The sequence below is a fragment of the Falsochrobactrum tianjinense genome, assembly GCF_019100495.1.
GTDB lineage: Bacteria > Pseudomonadota > Alphaproteobacteria > Rhizobiales > Rhizobiaceae > Brucella > Brucella tianjinense.
The window spans coordinates 53,225-72,444 of the sequence record NZ_JAHRVA010000006.1; the positions used below are offsets into that span (position 1 = coordinate 53,225).

Genomic DNA, 19,220 nt, shown 5'->3' on the forward strand with positions numbered 1-19,220 from the left:
GAATGAATATTCACAGATAATTTTGCTTTCTTATTAGGCACAAAATCGTAAGCTAGCTATATTGGGCTCGCTATTATTATATGGTAGGAGGTATGAGGTAATTATTTGAAGAATCTTAATAATTCCAAGAATGGAACGGCAATTCGCGAATTATATTTGATTTGTTTTTATCAAAATTGCTCAATTTTTATGCATTAAAAAATAGTGAGGCTTGTTTGTTTGGTGTTGTGTCCTTGTTACGATGGACTTATATAACCGCTCGCGTCTCCTAGATGTGGGGTGATTCAGAATGAGTGAATTGATCGACCTTAACTATAGGCCCACTGAAGACGAGCCGTTCATGAATGAACGGCAGAAGTCTTACTTCCGTGCAAAGCTTGTTGCCTGGAGGAATGATATTCTGCGCGAAGCGCGTGAAACACTGGAAGCGCTCCAGCAGGAAAATGCAAACCACCCGGACTTGGCGGACAGGGCATCCTCCGAAACGGATCGGGCAATTGAACTCCGCGCGCGCGACAGACAGCGTAAACTGATTTCCAAAATTGATGCAGCTCTCAGCCGTATTGACGAGGGCACCTATGGTTTCTGCGAGGAAACCGGCGACCCGATCAGCTTGAAACGCCTCGACGCACGACCAATCGCAACGCTTTCAATTGAAGCACAAGAGCGCCATGAGCGCCGCGAAAAAGTTTATCGCGATGACTAGGCTTGCGGAGCTTACTCTTAAATTTGAAAAGGCTGCATCTTGGTGCAGCCTTTTTTGTTCGGATCATGCTTGGGTCTAACAATCGCCTTAATAATTAGCGCGTCTGATCTCTGGTCAGTTCACCAAGCAGCTTTTCCATTTCGTCTTCAATACTATGTTCCGACTTGTTTCCGGTCGGCGTAATATCGAGCGAGCCCAGCAATTCGCTTTCAAAGTCTTCAGCCTTGAACATTTCTGGCTCATTTGCGCTTTGCTCGATCGGCGATTCAGTGGCCAGATCGGACACGATAGCATCGCGCAGGGCGCCGCCCAGTCCTTCGAGACTGTCGTCTGTGAATTCCGGCACAGGTTGGGAGATAGTTTCCTCTACCGGCTTGTGCGCTGTCGTCTCGCGGGCCGGAGTAATACTGCCAAGATCCGCTGCTGCAACCGTCGGTGTTTCTTTGACGCTCGCTGCAAGCCCTGACGTCGAAGTCAGGACACCGCGCGAAACCTGACTGAGTGGATAGACCGGATGCAAACGCGGTGATTGCTGCTCCGCGGGGCGCGCGGGAAGAACCGTGCGCGGTTGCGATGGATAATTAGGAATCGAGCGCGGCTGCGGAGGCATCTGAGCCGCTGGCGCTTCTGGTGATTTTGGCACTTGCGGAGCTACCGGCGTGACGGGCGATTGGGGCGGTGTGCGTAATTGCGCAGCCTCTCGATCCGCCTGTGGAGCGGGAGCCGCTTCCTGAATCGCAGACGGATCGCGGAAAGTGCGTGTTTCTATGGGTGAATTCAATTGAATGGTCTGGTCTTTGTCTGATGCAATGCTCGCTTCATGCTGACGGAACCGCTCCATATGTTCCGGCTCGATGCGCGAAGACTGGGCGCGCGGTTCCATCGTGATATTCTGCTCGACCACGACATCCGTCGGGCCACCGATGAGAAGCAGATGCTCTACGTCGTCACGCCGGATCAGAACGAGCTTGCGGCGACTGTCTACTGCCGCTGCATCCATCACCGAAAGCCGGGGCTGGCGCAGACCTCGTCCGCTGGCCGAAAAACCTCCACCACTGAAGCGCCGGATGATGGAAAGAACAACGAAAATTCCGCCGAGAATGATCGCAAAAATAAGGATGAAGCCGACAATATTCGCCGTGCTTTCTCCAACAAGACCGCTGAGCCATTCCTTCATGCGGTAAACCCTCTCATACTAAACTAAAACGAACTATGTCCGCCTGGTGGACATCGCAACATCCCCGCGCTTCCAATCATCGTGACAATAACTGTTGCACAGAACACTAGTTCAATTTGCCAAGCTTGGGAATGTGGCATTCATTTGTGGGGATCATATGATCCCCAGCCAAAACAGTGTAAAAAGTCGCCCAATGTTCATTTGCGCGCTCTCAAGCTTGTATTGCCGCGCGATTAACGCATTCTGCGAATCGGATATACCCTGCAATATGTGGAAAATTCTGACATATGCCCCCAGACCAAACAGGAAACGGGCGACCAAGACCCGCACAGTGCAGCAAAACAGCATGAAAGGGCAGTGCGCCTGATGTCGCGACAGACGGAGAATACCTATCCGAAACCGCTTGTCATGCCCCGGCGTGGCTCTCATGCCGCCTTGCGGCTTCTGACGATCGGTATTGTACTGATCGGGGCTGCTCTTGTTTATTTCCTGTTCCGGGACAGGCTGGGTGACGGCTTCGCGCTTGTGCTCATGGGTCTTCTTTCCATGGTGGGCGTTTTTTATCTTTTCGGAGCGGCCATCGGCCTTATTCAGTTCAACCAGCGTGAGGGAAGCCGGAATCTGGCGCATTCCTTCATCGATACACTGCCTGAAGGAACGGTGATTTCCGATTCTCGCGGCCAGATCGTTTATGCGAATAATGCCTATGCCCACATGACCGGTGTTGCCACCGCCGACAATGTGCGTTCTCTCGACAATATTCTCACTCAAGAGCCCGCCGCCTCCGATGCTATTTATCGGTTGACAAATGCCGTGCGGGACGGCTTGTCAGCTCAGGAGGAAGTGCGCCTTTCGGGCGGACTTGCACAGAGCAGTCACGGCACGCTAGCCCCGGTCTGGTATCGCATCAAGGCGCGCCCTTTTGATGGAGGGCAGGATTTCAAAGGTCAGCTTGCCGCTTGGCAAATCGCCGACATTTCCGAAGAACGAGCCGAGCAGGAGCGCTTCTTCCAAGAGCTTCAGGAGGCGATCAACCATCTTGACCATGCTCCGGCAGGCTTTTTTTCTGCCGACCCTTCCGGCCGGATCATTTATCTCAATGCGACGCTCGCCGAATGGCTTGGAGTCGATCTGACTCAGTTTACGCCGGGATCGCTGACGCTCAACGATATTGTCGCCGGAAGCGGCATGGCGCTGATAAAGGCCGTCAAGGCGGAGCCCGGAACCAGCCGCAATACCGTGATCGACCTTGATCTCATCAAGCGTAACGGCCAAAGCCTCGCCGTGCGCTTTTATCATCGTGTTCAGGCAGCACGCGATGGAACGCGCGGCACCAGTCGTACCATTGTTCTTGACCGCGCCGAAGGTGACGATTCTTCGGTTGCATTGCGTTCTTCCGAGGTGCGGTTCACACGTTTCTTCAATTCGGCCCCCATGGCGATTGCAGCGGTGGATGCTCAAGGTCATACGCTGCGCACCAACGCGCGGTTTCTGGATATTTTCTCGTCTGTGGTTGATCGCGATGCCATCGATCGACGTATGAAACTTGAAAATGTTGTTCATGAGCGCGACCGGGAAGCTTTCAATAAAGCACTCGCGGCGGCATTCGCGGGGCAGGCGAGCATCTCACCGGTCGACACCGTGCTTCCGGGCAATGAAGAGCGTCATATCCGCTTTTATCTCAGCGCTGTCACCGATCTGGGCGGCGAGTCGACCGAGGAAGCGGCAATCATCTCGGCGGTCGAGACAACCGAGCAGAAAGCGCTTGAAAACCAGATGGCGCAAAGCCAGAAGATGCAGGCAGTGGGCCAGCTTGCAGGCGGGATTGCGCATGATTTCAACAATGTGCTGACAGCAATCATCATGTCTTCGGACCTGTTGCTGAGCAATCATCGTGCCGCCGATCCGTCATTCCCAGACATCATGAACATCAAGCAGAATGCAAATCGCGCCGCTTCGCTCGTGCGCCAGTTGCTGGCATTCTCGCGCCGCCAGACCCTGCGACCGGAAGTTCTGGACCTGACCGACGTTTTGGCCGATCTACGCATGCTTCTGGCTCGCCTCGTCGGCAAGGATATTAACCTCAAGATCGAGCATGGCCGCGACCTATGGGCAGTCAAAGCCGATCTGGGGCAATTCGAGCAGGTTGCAGTCAACCTCGCGGTCAATGCACGCGACGCCATGCCCGATGGCGGGGAAATCGCGCTACGTACCCGCAACGTGCCACTTGCGGAGGTTGCTGCTCTGCAATACCGCGACTTGCCGGAGGCCGACTATGTTCTTTTCGAAGTGGAGGACACAGGTACTGGCATTCCCGCCAATGTCGTTGAAAAGATATTCGAGCCCTTCTTCACCACCAAGGAAGTCGGGAAGGGAACCGGGCTTGGCCTCTCTATGGTCTACGGCATCATCAAGCAGACCGGCGGCTTCATCTATTGCGATTCCGAGCCGGGCAAGGGTACCTGCTTCAAGATTTTCCTGCCGCGCCATATCGAAGAAAAAAGCGCCGACGATGCGCCCGTAGCTGTTAAAGAAAAGAAGATCGAAAAAGCCACCGATCTTTCTGGCTCGGCAACGGTGCTTCTGGTGGAAGATGAGGATGCGGTGCGTATGGGTGGCGTACGTGCGCTCCAGTCGCGCGGCTATACGGTTCATGAAGCTGCATCTGGTGTTGAAGCCCTCGAAGTTCTGGAAGAACTCAACGGGCAGGTGGATATTGTAGTCTCGGATGTCGTCATGCCGGAAATGGACGGCCCGACGCTCCTGCGTGAGTTGCGCAAGACCCATCCAGATATCAAATTCATCTTCGTATCCGGCTATGCGGAGGATGCATTCGCACGTAATCTTCCTGCCGATGCAAAGTTCGGTTTTTTACCAAAGCCATTCTCTCTCAAACAGTTAGCTACCGCAGTTAAGGAAATGCTGGAGAAAGAAGATTGACTGTTCAGCACCCTGTGAGCACTCATGCGTAAGAAGGTCGTCGCGATCTTCGGCGGCGGCCCGTCAGGGCTGATCGCCGCCGAACGCCTGTCGACTCTGGGATATAGGGTCACGATCTATGAGCAGATGCCGACTGTTGGCCGCAAATTTCTGCTTGCGGGCAAATCGGGTCTCAACCTTACCCATTCGGAAGATTTTTCACAGTTTCTGGTGCGCTATGGTGCAAGTGCGGAGCACATCCGACCGGCCTTGCAGGCCTTCGGCTCTGACGAATTACGCTCATGGGCTGACGTACTGGGTGCAGAGACCTTCATCGGTTCTTCGGGACGGGTTTTCCCCAGGGCCATGAAAGCCTCGCCCTTGCTGCGGGCATGGTTGCGACGGCTGGAAACGCAGCAGGGCGTTTGCATCCTGACGCGGCATCGATGGACAGGCTTTGAAGGCGGCAGGCCAGTGGTCGAAACCTCACATGGCGGGGAGATCGTCCAATGCGATGCTGCCCTATTTGCTTTCGGCGGAGCGAGTTGGCCAAAACTTGGTTCCAACGGTTTGTGGGCTGAAATATTTAGAGAGAAAAACATCGAAATTGCTCCGTTAAGGCCGGCAAATTGCGGCTTTGGCACCGGCTGGAGCGATTATTTTGTTGAACGCTTCGCAGGTGTGCCAGTCAAATCAGTTACGGTGACGAGTAGGGCGGGGATGACACAGGGCGAATTTGTCATAACGCGTGATGGCGTTGAGGGCAGCCTGATCTATACGCACTCCGCTTCGCTTCGCGACGATCTGGAAACAAACGGCAGGGCAGAACTGGTTCTTGATCTGGTTCCCGGAAAGACGCAGGAGCGCCTTGCTAACGAGCTTGCGCGGCAGAATCCAAAACTCAGCTTTGGCAATCTGCTGCGAAAAGGGGCGGGGCTCACCGGCGTAAAAGCGGCCCTCGTGCTTGAATTCGTACAGGAAAAAAATCCGCAGAAATTAGCCCAGGCAATCAAAACCCTTGCTGTGCCGCTCCTCCATCCACGTCCAATTGAAGAAACTATATCGACAGCGGGTGGCATCCACTGGAATGAAATCGACAAGCACTACATGTTGAAAAAAACACCGGGATTGTTTGTCGCCGGAGAAATGATCGATTGGGAAGCGCCGACGGGCGGGTATCTTCTGACTGCATGCTTCGCGATGGGATTTGCAGCAGCCAACGGCATTCACAATTGGCTGCAAACCAGCACGCCGAATGCCAAGGCATAAGCTCCGGAAACCTATGGCGATAACCGCGGTAGATCGGTGAGAGCCAGTTTGCGAAAGTCCCTGCCGCTTGGGTTCTGGAATGGAGTGAGGCCAAATTCCGGCATGACAGCATAAAGATGATCGAAAATATCCGACTGGATGTTTTCATAATTGGCCCAGATAACCGTATTGGTAAAACAATAGATTTCCAGTGGCAGGCCATCCGGAGTCGGATTGAGCTGCCGTACTAGCAATGTCATGCCTTTATGCACATGTGGGTGGTTGCGCAGATAGGTTTGAACATAAGCCCGGAATGTTCCGATATTGGTAAAGCGGCGTGTATTGACCGGGTTTTTGGCCCGCTCTCCGAGCTGCGCGTTCCAATCGGCAATTTCCTTTTCTTTTTTCGGCAGATAATCCTTGAGCTGATCAATGGAAGCGAGCCGCTGCCGTTCCTCTTCAGTAAGAAATCTGATCGTCGCCTGATCGATAAAAATCGAGCGCTTGATGCGCCTACCACCCGCTTGCTGCATTCCGCGATAGTTTTTCATTGGCTCGGTAATGAGCTTGCGGATGGGAATGGTGGTGATGGTCTTGTCGAAATTCTGCACTTTGACTGTATAAAGCGCAATCTCAACCACATCCCCATTGGCATCGAGATGGCTCATTTCGATCCAGTCACCCACCCGTACCATATTGGATGAGGCGATTTGCATACTGGCAACAAGGGATAGCAACGTATCCTGAAAGACCAGAATCAGTACGGCGGCCATGGCACCGACACCCGACAAAAGGATAATCGGCGAACGATCCAGCAGTGTTGCGATGATGAAAACCACCGCGATGACATAGATTACGAGCTTTCCGACCTGAATATAGCCTTTGATCGGTCGATCTTTCGCTTCCTCACGACGGCCATAAAGTGTATCGACCACGCTGAGAAAGGCGCTGAGCGCCAATGCTAATGTCAGAATAATGAATGCCACGGCAACATTGCTGATAATGGTAACAGCCGTTTCCGGCAATCCCGGCACAGCAGCAATACCTGACGCAATAATAAGGGCCGGAACGACATTGGCCAGATGAGCAATAACGCCATGCCGTTTTAATTCCTCATCCTGGCCGAAGGATGTTTTCTGCACAATCCTGTTAAGAATCTTCAACAGGATTGCCTTGATCAGATAATTGGCGATAAAGGCCGAAAGAAAAAGGCCGCCCAAGACAGCAATTGTCTGTGCCCACAAATGACTAGCAAAGAATTCCGGCAATAGACTTTCCTGATTGTTTCGAGAGTAAAATCATTCGAACCAGTACTTTGCCTGTGGTACGGTGATGAATTGGCGAAATCAAGCCGTTTGGTCCGCAATATGCAAAAACCCCGGCAAGATCGTCGGGGTTTTCTGTATTTTATATCCGCAAAACTGCTGCCGCCATACTTACTGGGCCGGAGCCGGAGTGGCGGGCGTGCTATCGGGGGCAGGCGAAGTAGCGTCCGGGGCAGGGGCAGGGGCTGTGTCAGCCGGTGCTGCATCTGACGGGGTCGTAGCATTCGATTTTGTCGCCGCATTCGGGTCTGCTACACCTTCGGAGAAAAGTGTGTCGCGTTCAAAGGCGGGAGCGTCGTTAAGCTGCTCCTTGCTAGCCTTTATAACTAGCCATTTCTTGCCATCACTACGGGTCGCAAGTTGTACCTGGTCGGGACTGACCGCTACTTCTTTCTCGCCAACACCCAAAAATCCCCCAACACCGATTACAGCTGCTTCGATATTGCCTTCAGGGCTTACGATCAGATCCTTGAGCTTGCCGACAGACTGTGCGTCGGCTGCTTCACTTTCATAAACGCTTTGCCCGATAAAAGACGAAACCAGAATCTGACCGTCTTTAGCCTCAACGAAGCCTACCTTGTCGGCATTCTCTGCTGGTGGATTGCCAAACATGTTCTGTGACGTAACAGGCAATTCTGCCGCCGGGGGGGATTCCATCGGTGCCGGAGCGGTTGTTTGGGCAAACGCCGCTCCCCCAATCAGCAATGCACACGTCGTCGTCAGAAGTGTAGTCCTAAACATAACTATCTCCTTATACGTTCGGTCGCATTGAATGAACGTAGAAATGCGGGTTCAGTTCCCGTTTTTCGAAGAGTTGCGGCTAGCTCGATCCTTACATGCGGTAAATAAATAAGACAAAATGAAACAGGCCGGGAACAAGCCGGCCTGTTTTTACTCAGATTTGTTCAGGATCAGCTACAGCCGCTTGTTGCTCCGCAGGTATCGCATTTGAGGCAGGTACCGTTACGGACCATTGTGAAGTTCTGGCATTCTGTGCAGCTATCGCCTGTATAGCCCTGCATCATCGATTTGATGCGGCGATCGGCTTCGAGCTTTTTGGCCGCATTGGCGCTTTCCTGACGCGCGGAGGCCGCATCAGCTGCTGCCTTATCGGAGAACAGCGCGGTAGCCGAAGCTTTTTCCTGCTGTGGGGATACCGGGGCTGGCTGTTCCTCAAACTCGCGTTTGAAGGCCGTTGCGCCATCCGTCACCAGTCCCACCGTTGCCGCGCGGGCGGACGGAGATTTCAGCGTCGTCACATTGGATGCTTGCGGTGTCGAAGGGGCGGCGCCTTTTGCTTCGCCAGTCGGCTGGGTGCTGGTTACGAGAGTAGGCTTGTAACCACGGGTCCAGCCAGTGGAAACAAGATTCGTCTTGCCCTCCTTGATGCCCTTGCCGAGCGCGGTGTTGGAAAAGTCACTCGTATCTACATGGGCGAGGTCATTGCGCCCAAGGTAGGAAACGGCCAGCTCGCGGAAGACATAATCGATGATCGACGTCGCGGTTTTGATTGCATCATTACCCTGAACGATCCCCGCAGGCTCGAATTTCACGAAAGTGAATGCTTCGACATATTCTTCCAGGGGAACGCCATATTGCAGGCCAAGCGATACAGCGATGGCAAAATTATTCATCATCGCGCGGAAGGCAGCACCTTCCTTATGCATATCGATGAAGATTTCACCCAGACGACCGTCACCAAACTCACCGGTACGAAGATAAACCTTGTGGCCGCCGACAACCGCCTTCTGCGTATAGCCCTGACGGCGATTTGGAAGTTTCTCGCGCTCATGCACGATCTTCTCGACCACTTTCTCGACGATGCGCTCAGTCACCTGAACTGCGCGGGCCGCAGCGGGTGCTTCGATGAATGTTTCTACCGCATCCTCTTCATCCTCATCATCGGCGATGAGCGAAGCATTGAGCGGCTGCGAAAGCTTGGAGCCGTCACGGTAGAGCGCATTGGCCTTCAATGCCAGCTTCCATGAAAGCATATAGGCGTTCTTGCAATCTTCGACGGTTGCTTCATTGGGCATGTTGATCGTCTTGGAGATCGCGCCGGAAATGAAAGGCTGCGCTGCCGCCATCATGCAGATGTGGCTCTCGACCGAGAGATAACGTTTGCCGATTTTACCACAGGGATTGGCGCAGTCGAACACCGGATAGTGCTCTTCTTTCAGGAAAGGCGCGCCTTCGAGCGTCATCGCACCGCAAACATGGATATTGGCAGCTTCGATTTCTTTCTTGGTGAAGCCAAGCGCTGACAGCATTTCAAATGAGAAATCGTTGAGCTGCTCATCGGTGAGATTGAGCACATCCTTGCAGAAGTCTTCGCCAAGCGTCCACTTGTTAAAAGCAAACTTGATGTCAAAAGCGCTCTGGAGGGCTACATTCAGTGCTTCGACTTTCTCATCCGTAAAACCTTTGGCCTTCAGGGTTGAAGGATTAACGCCCGGAGCCTGGTTGAGATTGCCATGGCCCACTGCATAGGCTTCGATCTCGGCAATCTGGCTTTCCGAATAGCCAAGCGTGCGCAGCGCTTCCGGCACCGCGCGATTGATGATCTTGAAATAGCCGCCGCCAGCGAGCTTCTTGAACTTGACCAGGGCGAAATCAGGCTCGATGCCGGTCGTGTCGCAATCCATGACAAGGCCGATCGTGCCGGTAGGCGCGATGACGGTGGCCTGCGCATTGCGATAGCCGTTCTTTTCACCAAGTTCCAGCGCCTTGTCCCAGGCCGCACGGGCATGAGCAATCATATCCTGATCGGGGCAGTCTTGGGCAATAAGAGCGACCGGGTTGACGGCCAGACCTTCATAGCCTTGGGTTTCCCCATGTGCCGCGCGGCGATGATTACGGATAACGCGCAGCATATTGTCTGCATTAGGCGCATAGCTGGGGAAAGTGCCCAGTTCGCCAGCCATTTCCGCCGATGTTGCATAAGCGACACCGGTCATGATCGCGGTCAGCGCACCACAGATCGCACGGCCTTCATCGGAATCATAAGGAATGCCCGATGTCATCAGCAGGCCACCAATATTGGCATATCCAAGGCCGAGCGTACGGTATTCATAAGACAGACGCGCGATTTCCTTGGACGGGAACTGCGCCATCATTACCGAAATTTCAAGAACCATCGTCCACAGGCGAGCTGTATGCTCATAGGCTGCAATATCGAACGAACCATCCTTGTTGCGGTAGGTCAGCAGGTTGATCGAGGCCAGATTGCAGGCCGTATCATCAAGGAACATATATTCCGAGCACGGATTGGATGCGCGGATCGGCCCTGCGGCGGGGCAGGTGTGCCAGTCATTCATCGTGGTGTTGAAATGCAGACCCGGATCAGCCGAGGCCCATGCGGCATAGCCGATTTTTTCCCACAGATCGCGCGCCTTGAGCGTCTTCATCACACGGCCATCGCGACGTGCGGTCAGGTTCCAGTCGCCGTCATTCTCAACGGCGCGTAGAAATTCGTCCTTCAGCGACACGGAATTATTAGAGTTCTGGCCCGAAACGGTCAGATAGGCTTCCGAATCCCAGTCCGTATCGTAGGTCTTGAACTGAATGTCGGTATAGCCCTGACGCGCGAACTGGATCACACGCTTGACGTAGTTTTCGGGAACCTGATTCTTTTTCGCCGCCTTGATTTCGCGCTTGAGCGCAGGGTTCATAGCCGGATCGAAGCAATCGTCATCATGGCCTTCGCAATTGACGCAGGCCTTCATGATGGCGGCCAGATGCTGCTTGACGATCTTGGAACCGGTGACGAGGGCGGCAACCTTCTGCTCTTCCTTCACCTTCCAGTCGATATATTCTTCAATATCCGGATGGTCGACATCGACAACCACCATTTTTGCGGCGCGACGTGTCGTACCGCCCGACTTGATAGCGCCTGCGGCACGATCACCGATCTTGAGAAAGCTCATAAGGCCCGACGACTTGCCGCCGCCGGAAAGCTTTTCACCTTCGCCACGAAGATACGAGAAATTCGAACCGGTGCCGGAGCCATATTTGAACAGGCGCGCTTCACGAACCCACAGATCCATAATGCCGCCTTCATTGACGAGATCGTCGCCAACGGACTGGATAAAGCAGGCATGCGGCTGCGGATGTTCATAAGCCGATTTGGATCTGGTCAGCTTGCCGGTCTGCCAGTCGACATAAAAGTGGCCCTGACCGGGACCATCAATCCCATAGGCCCAATGCAAACCTGTGTTGAACCACTGTGGGCTGTTGGGAGCCACGCGCTGGGTAGCCAGCATATAGGCAAGTTCGTCGCGGAAAGCGGAAGCGTCTTCTTCCGAATCAAAATAGCCGCCCTTCCAGCCCCAGTAGGTCCATGTGCCAGCCAGGCGATCAAAGACCTGGCAAGCATCCATTTCCGAGCCGTAACGCTCCTCTTCGGGGAGCTTCGTCAAAGCGTCTTCGTCAGCCACGGAACGCCACAGCCAGGACGGAACGTCGTTTTCCTCGACTTTCTTCAGACGCGCGGGGACACCAGCCTTGCGGAAATATTTCTGCGCCAGAATGTCGGCTGCAACCTGACTGAACTGCGCCGGAACATTGATATCCTCAAGACGGAAGACGATCGAGCCGTCGGGATTTTTGATCTCGCTGATCGTCTTGCGGAATTCAATTTCCGCATAAGCCGACTGGTTTTCTTTGGTAAAACGGCGTTCGATCTTCATCTGTCCCATCCAAACATTCTATATATGGTAGCCTGATTAAAGGCTTTCGCTTCCAGCCCTGGTGCGTCTGTCGTTTGTTGTTCCGAACACCCCCCATTCGGAAGGGCAATCGTATCGGAGAGCGACATTTCCCCGGAAAATCATCAAGTCACTTTATTCTCCGCGAAGCGGATTCGGCACTATAGCCATATAGGTCAGCCCTGTTCATAGTCGAGGGTATTGTGGGTGGGTAACCCTTTATCTGGTATAATACCACAACAGAAAACACTAAATCTAGTGTTAATGCAATTTCAGTGGCGCTAAAACACGTTTTTCTCCGCAGGCGGTTTGGCCTGATTGCAGACACGAAAATCCCCGCGCGATACGCGCCTGAATGGCACAACGCACGCTCCGAAATTCGACTGATTTGAAAAAAAGGCCGACTGATTTGATACGCCCGGCCACGCCACTCACGCAACGACACTGCTATAAAAAGCGACTCGGACGAGACCGTCAAGCACTGGTTTCGTATAAGCTGCCATACCCTATATATTGTGGAAAGCAGCGCAGCCGAATGTGGATAACGGGGAGAACAGTATTTTTTAGGAGCGCCAAACTTTTGCGTATGTTTGCGACGCGGGCCAGATATGCCTCGCATCATGCACATTAGCAGAACATATCGAATGGACGGCTATTCGGCGGCCATTGTCAGGCGTAGGTCGGCAAATCCACGCATAATATGCTTCAGTTCAGCTTCATCAACGCGTTTGGCGGCCTCATAGGGGCAAACCCACTCGCAAACGCGCTGCTCACGCTCCGGCCAATCTTTAGCCTGTTGCGAATAGTGCAAGGCAAAGACTGCAACCGTAAATTGATTAAGCCGCTCCGGAGGCAGGTCGCTTTTACTGTAATCAAAGCTGCCGATAGGATGTTGAGAAATATCGCCCCGAACACCGGCTTCCTCATAGGCTTCGCAGGCGGCGGTTTCGGCCAATGTGCACCCAACTTGTGGCCATCCCTTGGGGATAACCCACCGGCCTGTGCCTCTACTAGTGATGAGGAGAATCTTCAATGCGTTGGACTCATAGCGATAAACGAGCGCTGCAACCTGTTGCAAGCGGCCAGAAGGCGTAAGAATACGCTTCTCCTTTGCAATAAGTTTTTTAGCCTGCGGTTTCACTGCGAAAAGTCCAATCGTTTTTTGGCAGGATGAATTGATTCGCCAAAATGACAATGGATCAATCAAAAAATCCTGTGATGGTAAACAAAAAATCTTTTATTTTAAAGGAGTTGCTGAAATATATCGACATATAACTTTAGGTGGAAAAACGATAATTCCTTCAGCCACACCAATAAGCCTGGCTTTCATATAAGATGATTGCGGCAGAATTTCCACCGCAATTTGGGTTCGTTTGGTTTCGTTTAGCCGCGTTTTCCTTGCGAAATCGGCTCCTGGTAGGTGAAGCCCAAATCCCACGGAAAATAGATCCACGTATCCTGCGACACTTCTGTAATGAAGGTATCGATGAGGGGGCGTCCCTGAGGCTTGGCGTAAACGGTTGCGAAATGCGCTTTCGGCATCATTTCGCGCACGATTGCCGCGGTTTTACCGGTATCCGTGAGATCGTCGACTACGATGACACCATCGCCTTCATTTTCGAGTAGTGCCTCGCCAATTCCTTTGAGCACCTGCATATCGCCTTGCGATGTGTAGTCGTGATAGGAGGCGATGCAGACCGTTTCGATTAGGCGAATTCCCAGCTCACGGCATATGATGGCAGCGGGAACCAGCCCGCCGCGCGTAATCGCGACAATCGCCCGCCATTCACGATCCATATCTGCAATGCGCCAAGCGAGGGCACGGGCATCACGGTGAAACTGGTCCCAGGAAACGGGAAAGGCTTTATCAGGCAACGACATCGAAAACGCTCCGTGGAAAGACCCGGCATTCCTTCCAGGTCTGTAAAACCAAAATGCGCGACGACGCAATGCCATTCGCGCTGAACTGTATTATGGATCTATGCTTCCCCATACGCCCCGGCATCACGAATGCATGCAGCGCGCTAATGAAAACTTCTCCGCCCGGCACAGCCAGCGCCGGGAGATGCTGTTAACCGCAAAGAACCCTGCCTTGCAAGAGCGACGTAAAGCCAGCCCTCTGATTCGATGCCGAAAATGGATATCTAGCGCGAGAAAAGCGTCAAGATTGGCAACTCATTGAGCATTGCGCGGGTCACGCCGCCAAATACGAGTTCGCGCAGTCGAGAATGACTATACGCTCCCATGACGAGAAGATCGGCCCGCTGGGAAACAATATATTCGCGCAAAACATCCTGCGCATAACGATTATTCGACGGCAGAGGCGTGAGACTCACCTCAATTCCGTGGCGAGACAGGGCTTCTGCAAGGCCGCTTCCAGCGAGCGTCTCATCTTCGTTTTCCCGGACCGGGGCATCGATCCAGATAATTTCTGTTCGGCTTGCACTTTTCATCAGCGGAATGGCATCGAAGGCGGCACGCGCTGCTTCCCGCTTGCCATTATATGCCACAACAATACGGTCGAGCGCTTCAAGCGGCAAAACGGGTGCATAAGGCACCAGCAGGACCGGACAACTTGAGTGGAATACCAGCGTGTCGGCGGTTTCATCATTGGTGGCTGGGTCGTTGGGATCGGGCTGACCGGCAACCAGCAATTCGGCGCCAAGACAGGAGGTGAGAACGCCGTCCGCAGCAGTTCCTGTCTCCGAGCGTGTAACACGGAACTCATGAGGGGTAGCCTGTCGGCGCATTTCTTCTTCGAAAACCAGCCTCAGCCGCTCGGAAATTTCCTTGTGTTGCTTATCATGCAGTTCAAACATGCCCGGATCGATGAAGCCATTAGGATCTGCATAAACGATAGGAGAGGGGATCGCATACAGCCCAATAACATGAATATCGGGCAGTCTTTGCATCAGAAGCCTGATCGCAGAGAGTACTCGTTTCAGTTCATTTTCGCTGCGGGAATAGGCCACCACCGTCTTGTAGGACATATTAGATCTCCTTCCGACTATATTTCCATTTTAACATATAAGGTAAGCAATTATGCAAATATAAATTTTTTCTCCTTCAGGCCGCACCTTGTTCTTGTAGCGTTTCAATCATGCTTTCTATCGCCCAGGCTGCCGCCTCAACCTTCGCTAAATCACTGCCTCGAACCACCAGTTCGGTGCTGAATCGGCCTTCTTCGAATTTCGGATAAGAGCCGATGATTGTGTCGGGATGATCTTTCTGAATGGCGGCGAGGGGAGCGCCGATGACGCCTTCCCCGAATGGGCTGCGCATAGCTTTCGACAGAAGTTTTCGACCTGCGCGCAGGCCCGGCACTACATTATCAAGCATGGCCTGAAATACGGATGGCACACCCGCCATGACATAGACATTGCCGATCTGAAAGCCCGGTGCAGCCGAAACCGAATTGTCTATATGTTCTGCCCCTTGCGGCATTCGCGCCATGCGCTGGCGCGACTGGGTGAATTCCAGACCGCGCCGGGCATAATTATCCGCAAGAAGCTTCATCGCCTTATCGTCATAGATACACGGCACCTCGAAAGCCCGCGAAACGGCGTCGGCGGTGATATCGTCATGGGTAGGCCCGATCCCGCCGGAAGTGAAAACATAATCGAAGCAGGGCCGCAAAGCATTGATGGCTATGACAATTGCGTCTTCTTCGTCGGGAACGATACGAACCTCTTTCAGATCGATACCGGCAGCCGTGAGTATATCGGCGAGATGACCGATATTCTTATCTTTAGTGCGCCCTGAGAGAAGTTCATCGCCAATAGCAAGCATTGCAGCCGTAACGGCCTGCTGGGTGGTATTCGTCATGCCTGACTCCATTTTGTATCTCCACAGTTAATCTCCGGCGGGAGAATGCTGCAACTTATTTCGGCGCGATAACCCTTACAGTGTTTACCCAAAATACACTGACATCAGGGCCAGTAGTTGCAAATGCGTGAACCGGCTTGAATTTGCAGCACAAATCATGACATAGAAACATCAGCTGCGGTCGTGGCGAAACTGGTAAACGCAACGGACTTAAAATCCGTCGTCTATAAGACTTGCGGGTTCAAGTCCCGCCGACCGCACCATTTATCCGCTAAAAGCCCGCTATCTCCGCCACAGCGGGCTTGTTTGCTGCGTTAAAGCCCTATAGCCATTCGTGCCCAATGCCGCTGAAAGACAGAAAGCTGAACGATGACCGCCTTCGTCCAAGCCGTGAAACAAGCCGAAAAAGCAATGCGTGCGCTTTTCCCCGAAACGCCCTTGCAACTCAATGACTTTCTGTCTCGAAAATATGGCGCGGAAATCTGGCTCAAGCGCGAAGACCTGACCCCGGTTCGCTCCTACAAGATACGCGGGGCGTTCAATTTCATCTCCCACGCTGTGAAAACTGCGGATGAAAGTGCCATTTTCGTTTGTGCCTCTGCAGGTAATCACGCGCAGGGCTTTGCCTTCGCTTGCCGCCATTTCGGGCGCAAGGGCGTCATCTTCATGCCCGTAACCACGCCGCAGCAGAAGATCGACAAGACCCGCGCTTTCGGTGTGGATTTTGTCGAAATCCGGCTTGTCGGCGATATTTTCGACGTCTGCTATGCAGCTTCTCAGAAGTTTGCCGCAAGCCATAAGGGCGTCATGGTGCCCCCCTTTGACCATCCGGAAATCGTCGAAGGACAGGCGACGGTGGCGTTGGAAATCGAGCGACAATTACCGGATGGCAAAAAGCCCGATTTCGTTTTCCTTCCCGTTGGCGGTGGCGGTCTTTCGGGTGGCGTCACACAATATTTCACGGCCCTCGGCTGGAAAACCGCTTATCGCTTCATCGAGCCAGGGGGAGCGGCGAGCCTTAAGCGTAGCCTTGAGGCAGGCAAGCGAATCAAGCTTTCTCAGGTCGATAATTTTGTCGATGGCGCTGCAGTAGCAGAAATTGGCAAGGAAAACTTCAAGCTTCTCAAAGGCTTCAATGCGAATGCCGTCATAACGATTCCCGAAAACCGCCTGTGTTCGACAATGATCGAAATGCTTAATATCGAAGGTGTCGTACTGGAACCAGCGGGTGCGCTCGGTATCGACGCATTGAAGGATTTCAAGAAAAGCGAATTGAAGGGCAAGCGCATCGTTATTGTCGTTTCCGGCGGAAATTTCGATTTTGAACGCTTGCCTGACGTAAAGGAAAGGGCGCTGCGCTACGAGGGATTGAAGAAGTATTTCATCTTCCGCTTTCCCCAGCGCCCCGGTGCGCTACGCTCCTTCCTTGATCTTCTGGGGCCAGAAGACGATGTGGCCCGCTTTGAATATCTGAAGAAATCCGCGCGCAATTTCGGTTCCGTTCTGATCGGCATAGAAACCAAGGATGCCACAAGCTTCAAGGTTCTGGAAAAGAAATTCGCGGAAGCCGGTTGGGCCTATCAGGACATCACCGACAATCAGGTGCTCGCGGATTTCATCATCTGAGCGGAAAAGTGCGAAAACATTTGCTTTTTTCTCCAGAACAGCCCATATGGCGATTCAGGCGCATGGGCTGAACGATTTTGGCTTTCCCGGACTTGGACTTGTTGCGTCTCATCTCCTGCTTTCGGAATGGTCCGTTCACAGGAGAGACCCGAACCGCGTTCGGGCACGGCTGCGCAAGTCGCCAGGATATTTTCCGGCGTCCCGTCGTATCATTAAAAAGATTTTATTGGGCAAGTTGCGCTTGTTCCGAGTTTTAAAGCGGACTGCCGATGGGCAGTGCCGTCGAAAGAGATTGAATTGACTAAAGAAAACACTGGCGGCTTTGCCGCGCTTGGCGTCACCGGCATTCTGCTTAAAGGCGTCGAGGCCGCTGGCCTGACCGAGCCGAAACCCATCCAGACACAAGCTATTCCGCATCAGCTTCAGGGCCGTGATATTCTGGGCATCGCCCAGACCGGCTCCGGCAAGACAGCGGCGTTCAGCCTGCCGATCCTGCAAAAGATTATTGCGCTTGGTGACAAGCGCAAGGGCAAGACGGCGCGTGCGCTGATTCTTGCACCGACCCGTGAACTAGCCGTGCAGATCGAGGAAACGATTCGGACCGTTGCCAAGAATGCGCATGTTTCCACTGCCCTCGTTCTCGGTGGTGTGTCGCGCCTGAGTCAGATCAAGCGTATGCAGCCGGGCGTTGATGTGCTCGTTGCCACGCCGGGCCGTTTGACTGATCTGGTACGTGAAAACTGCATTGACCTGTCGGAAACCCGCTGGCTGGTACTCGATGAAGCCGACCGTATGCTCGACATGGGTTTCATCAACGATGTAAAACGCATCGCCAAGGGTACGCATAAGGACCGGCAAACCGCTCTCTTCTCGGCAACTATGCCGAAGGAAATTGCAGCACTCGCACAAAGCCTCTTGCGGGATCCCGTGCGTGTGGAAGTAGCCCCGCAGGGTACGACCGCCGCCGAAATCACGCAGGTCGTACACCCAGTCCCGACAAAGGACAAGCGTCGTCTGCTGTCGGCGATGCTGACCAACCCGGATATGAAATCCGTTATCGTCTTCACCCGCACCAAGCACGGTGCGGATGCTGTGGTGCGCCATTTGGAGCGCGACAATTATGATGTTGCCGCCATCCATGGCAATAAATCGCAGAATGCACGTCAACGCGCGCTGACGGGCTTCCGTTCTGGCACGCTGCGTATTCTCGTCGCCACCGACATCGCGGCACGCGGCATCGATGTTCCGGGAATCAGCCATGTCGTCAATTACGACCTGCCGGACGAACCGGAAACCTATGTGCACCGTATTGGCCGCACCGGACGCAATGGCGCAAGCGGCGCTTCGGTAACGCTTTACGACCCGGCTACGGAAGAGGCGAAGCTGAAAGCCGTGGAGCGGGTGACTCGCAGTAAGTTGATGGTCAGGGAAGCGCCGGTAAAACCTGCACCTGCACCAGTTGCAAAAGATTCGGATGAACGCAAGCCACAGCAAAGCCGCAAGCCCGGCTCGCAGAATGGCCCGCAAAAACATCGCCGCCCCGCGCAGAATGTAAGTGATCATCGCGGAAATGCCGCTCCCAAAGCAGCTAACAGCGATACCACTGCGCAGCCAAAGCGTCCATTCAGACGCAAGCGCCGCAACACTGGTGGCGGGCAAAAAGCTGCCTGACATTTTAATTGCCAGGC

General features: G+C 53.5%; 13 protein-coding genes and 1 tRNA gene. 6 read left to right on the forward strand and 8 right to left on the reverse strand.

Annotation, left to right across the window (positions count from 1 at the left end):
- Window positions 1–289 precede the first annotated feature (289 nt).
- Window positions 290–706 (forward strand): RNA polymerase-binding protein DksA, encoded by a 417-nt coding sequence (dksA, locus tag KUG47_RS13435; protein WP_217678493.1) that lies wholly within the window; start codon window positions 290–292, stop codon window positions 704–706.
- Window positions 707–800: 94 nt separating this feature from the next.
- Here the strand turns inward: dksA and KUG47_RS13440 are convergent, their stop codons facing one another.
- Window positions 801–1,883: a flagellar biosynthetic protein FliO gene (locus tag KUG47_RS13440; protein ID WP_217678494.1), complete on the reverse strand. Its 1,083-nt coding sequence runs from the start codon at window positions 1,881–1,883 to the stop codon at window positions 801–803.
- Between the two features lie 366 nt (window positions 1,884–2,249).
- Here KUG47_RS13440 and cckA point away from each other — a divergent pair, with 366 nt between their 5' ends.
- Together cckA and KUG47_RS13450 are read left to right on the forward strand one after the other, a co-directional pair.
- Entirely contained in the window at window positions 2,250–4,823 is a 2,574-nt protein-coding gene (gene cckA / locus KUG47_RS13445; protein WP_217678495.1) for a cell cycle histidine kinase CckA, read from the forward strand.
- 24 nt (window positions 4,824–4,847) lie between these two features.
- On the forward strand, window positions 4,848–6,071 hold the full coding sequence (locus tag KUG47_RS13450) for a TIGR03862 family flavoprotein (RefSeq protein WP_217678496.1): 1,224 nt from the start codon (window positions 4,848–4,850) through the stop codon (window positions 6,069–6,071).
- An 11-nt stretch (window positions 6,072–6,082) separates the two neighbouring features.
- Here the strand turns inward: KUG47_RS13450 and KUG47_RS13455 are convergent, their stop codons facing one another.
- The 7 genes from KUG47_RS13455 to KUG47_RS13485 all read right to left on the reverse strand — a co-directional run bounded on the left by KUG47_RS13455 (window position 6,083) and on the right by KUG47_RS13485 (window position 15,906).
- Window positions 6,083–7,318: a mechanosensitive ion channel family protein gene (locus tag KUG47_RS13455; RefSeq protein WP_217678497.1), complete on the reverse strand. Its 1,236-nt coding sequence runs from the start codon at window positions 7,316–7,318 to the stop codon at window positions 6,083–6,085.
- Window positions 7,319–7,486: 168 nt separating this feature from the next.
- Window positions 7,487–8,116, reverse strand: coding sequence for a PRC-barrel domain-containing protein (locus KUG47_RS13460; protein ID WP_217678498.1), 630 nt, complete (start codon window positions 8,114–8,116; stop codon window positions 7,487–7,489).
- 170 nt (window positions 8,117–8,286) lie between these two features.
- Window positions 8,287–12,063 (reverse strand): vitamin B12-dependent ribonucleotide reductase, encoded by a 3,777-nt coding sequence (locus tag KUG47_RS13465; RefSeq protein ID WP_217678499.1) that lies wholly within the window; start codon window positions 12,061–12,063, stop codon window positions 8,287–8,289.
- 670 nt (window positions 12,064–12,733) lie between these two features.
- Window positions 12,734–13,222 carry an NUDIX hydrolase gene (locus KUG47_RS13470; RefSeq protein ID WP_217678658.1) on the reverse strand — a complete coding sequence of 163 codons (489 nt, stop codon included), beginning with the start codon at window positions 13,220–13,222 and terminating at the stop codon, window positions 12,734–12,736.
- 242 nt (window positions 13,223–13,464) lie between these two features.
- Window positions 13,465–13,962, reverse strand: a complete 498-nt coding sequence (gene gpt, locus KUG47_RS13475; protein ID WP_217678500.1) for a xanthine phosphoribosyltransferase — start codon at window positions 13,960–13,962, stop codon at window positions 13,465–13,467.
- Between the two features lie 263 nt (window positions 13,963–14,225).
- Window positions 14,226–15,071 carry a universal stress protein gene (locus tag KUG47_RS13480; protein ID WP_217678501.1) on the reverse strand — a complete coding sequence of 282 codons (846 nt, stop codon included), beginning with the start codon at window positions 15,069–15,071 and terminating at the stop codon, window positions 14,226–14,228.
- 76 nt (window positions 15,072–15,147) lie between these two features.
- Window positions 15,148–15,906: a competence/damage-inducible protein A gene (locus tag KUG47_RS13485; protein ID WP_217678502.1), complete on the reverse strand. Its 759-nt coding sequence runs from the start codon at window positions 15,904–15,906 to the stop codon at window positions 15,148–15,150.
- A gap of 177 nt (window positions 15,907–16,083) precedes the next feature.
- On the opposite strand from KUG47_RS13485, the gene KUG47_RS13490 reads away from it, so the two are divergent.
- The 3 genes from KUG47_RS13490 (at window position 16,084) to KUG47_RS13500 (ending at window position 19,203) form a co-directional block, all read left to right on the forward strand.
- Window positions 16,084–16,169 (forward strand) — tRNA-Leu (locus KUG47_RS13490).
- 106 nt (window positions 16,170–16,275) lie between these two features.
- Window positions 16,276–17,532 (forward strand): threonine ammonia-lyase IlvA, encoded by a 1,257-nt coding sequence (gene ilvA / locus KUG47_RS13495; RefSeq protein WP_217678503.1) that lies wholly within the window; start codon window positions 16,276–16,278, stop codon window positions 17,530–17,532.
- A 276-nt stretch (window positions 17,533–17,808) separates the two neighbouring features.
- On the forward strand, window positions 17,809–19,203 hold the full coding sequence (locus tag KUG47_RS13500; protein WP_217678504.1) for a DEAD/DEAH box helicase: 1,395 nt from the start codon (window positions 17,809–17,811) through the stop codon (window positions 19,201–19,203).
- Window positions 19,204–19,220: the final 17 nt, after the last annotated feature.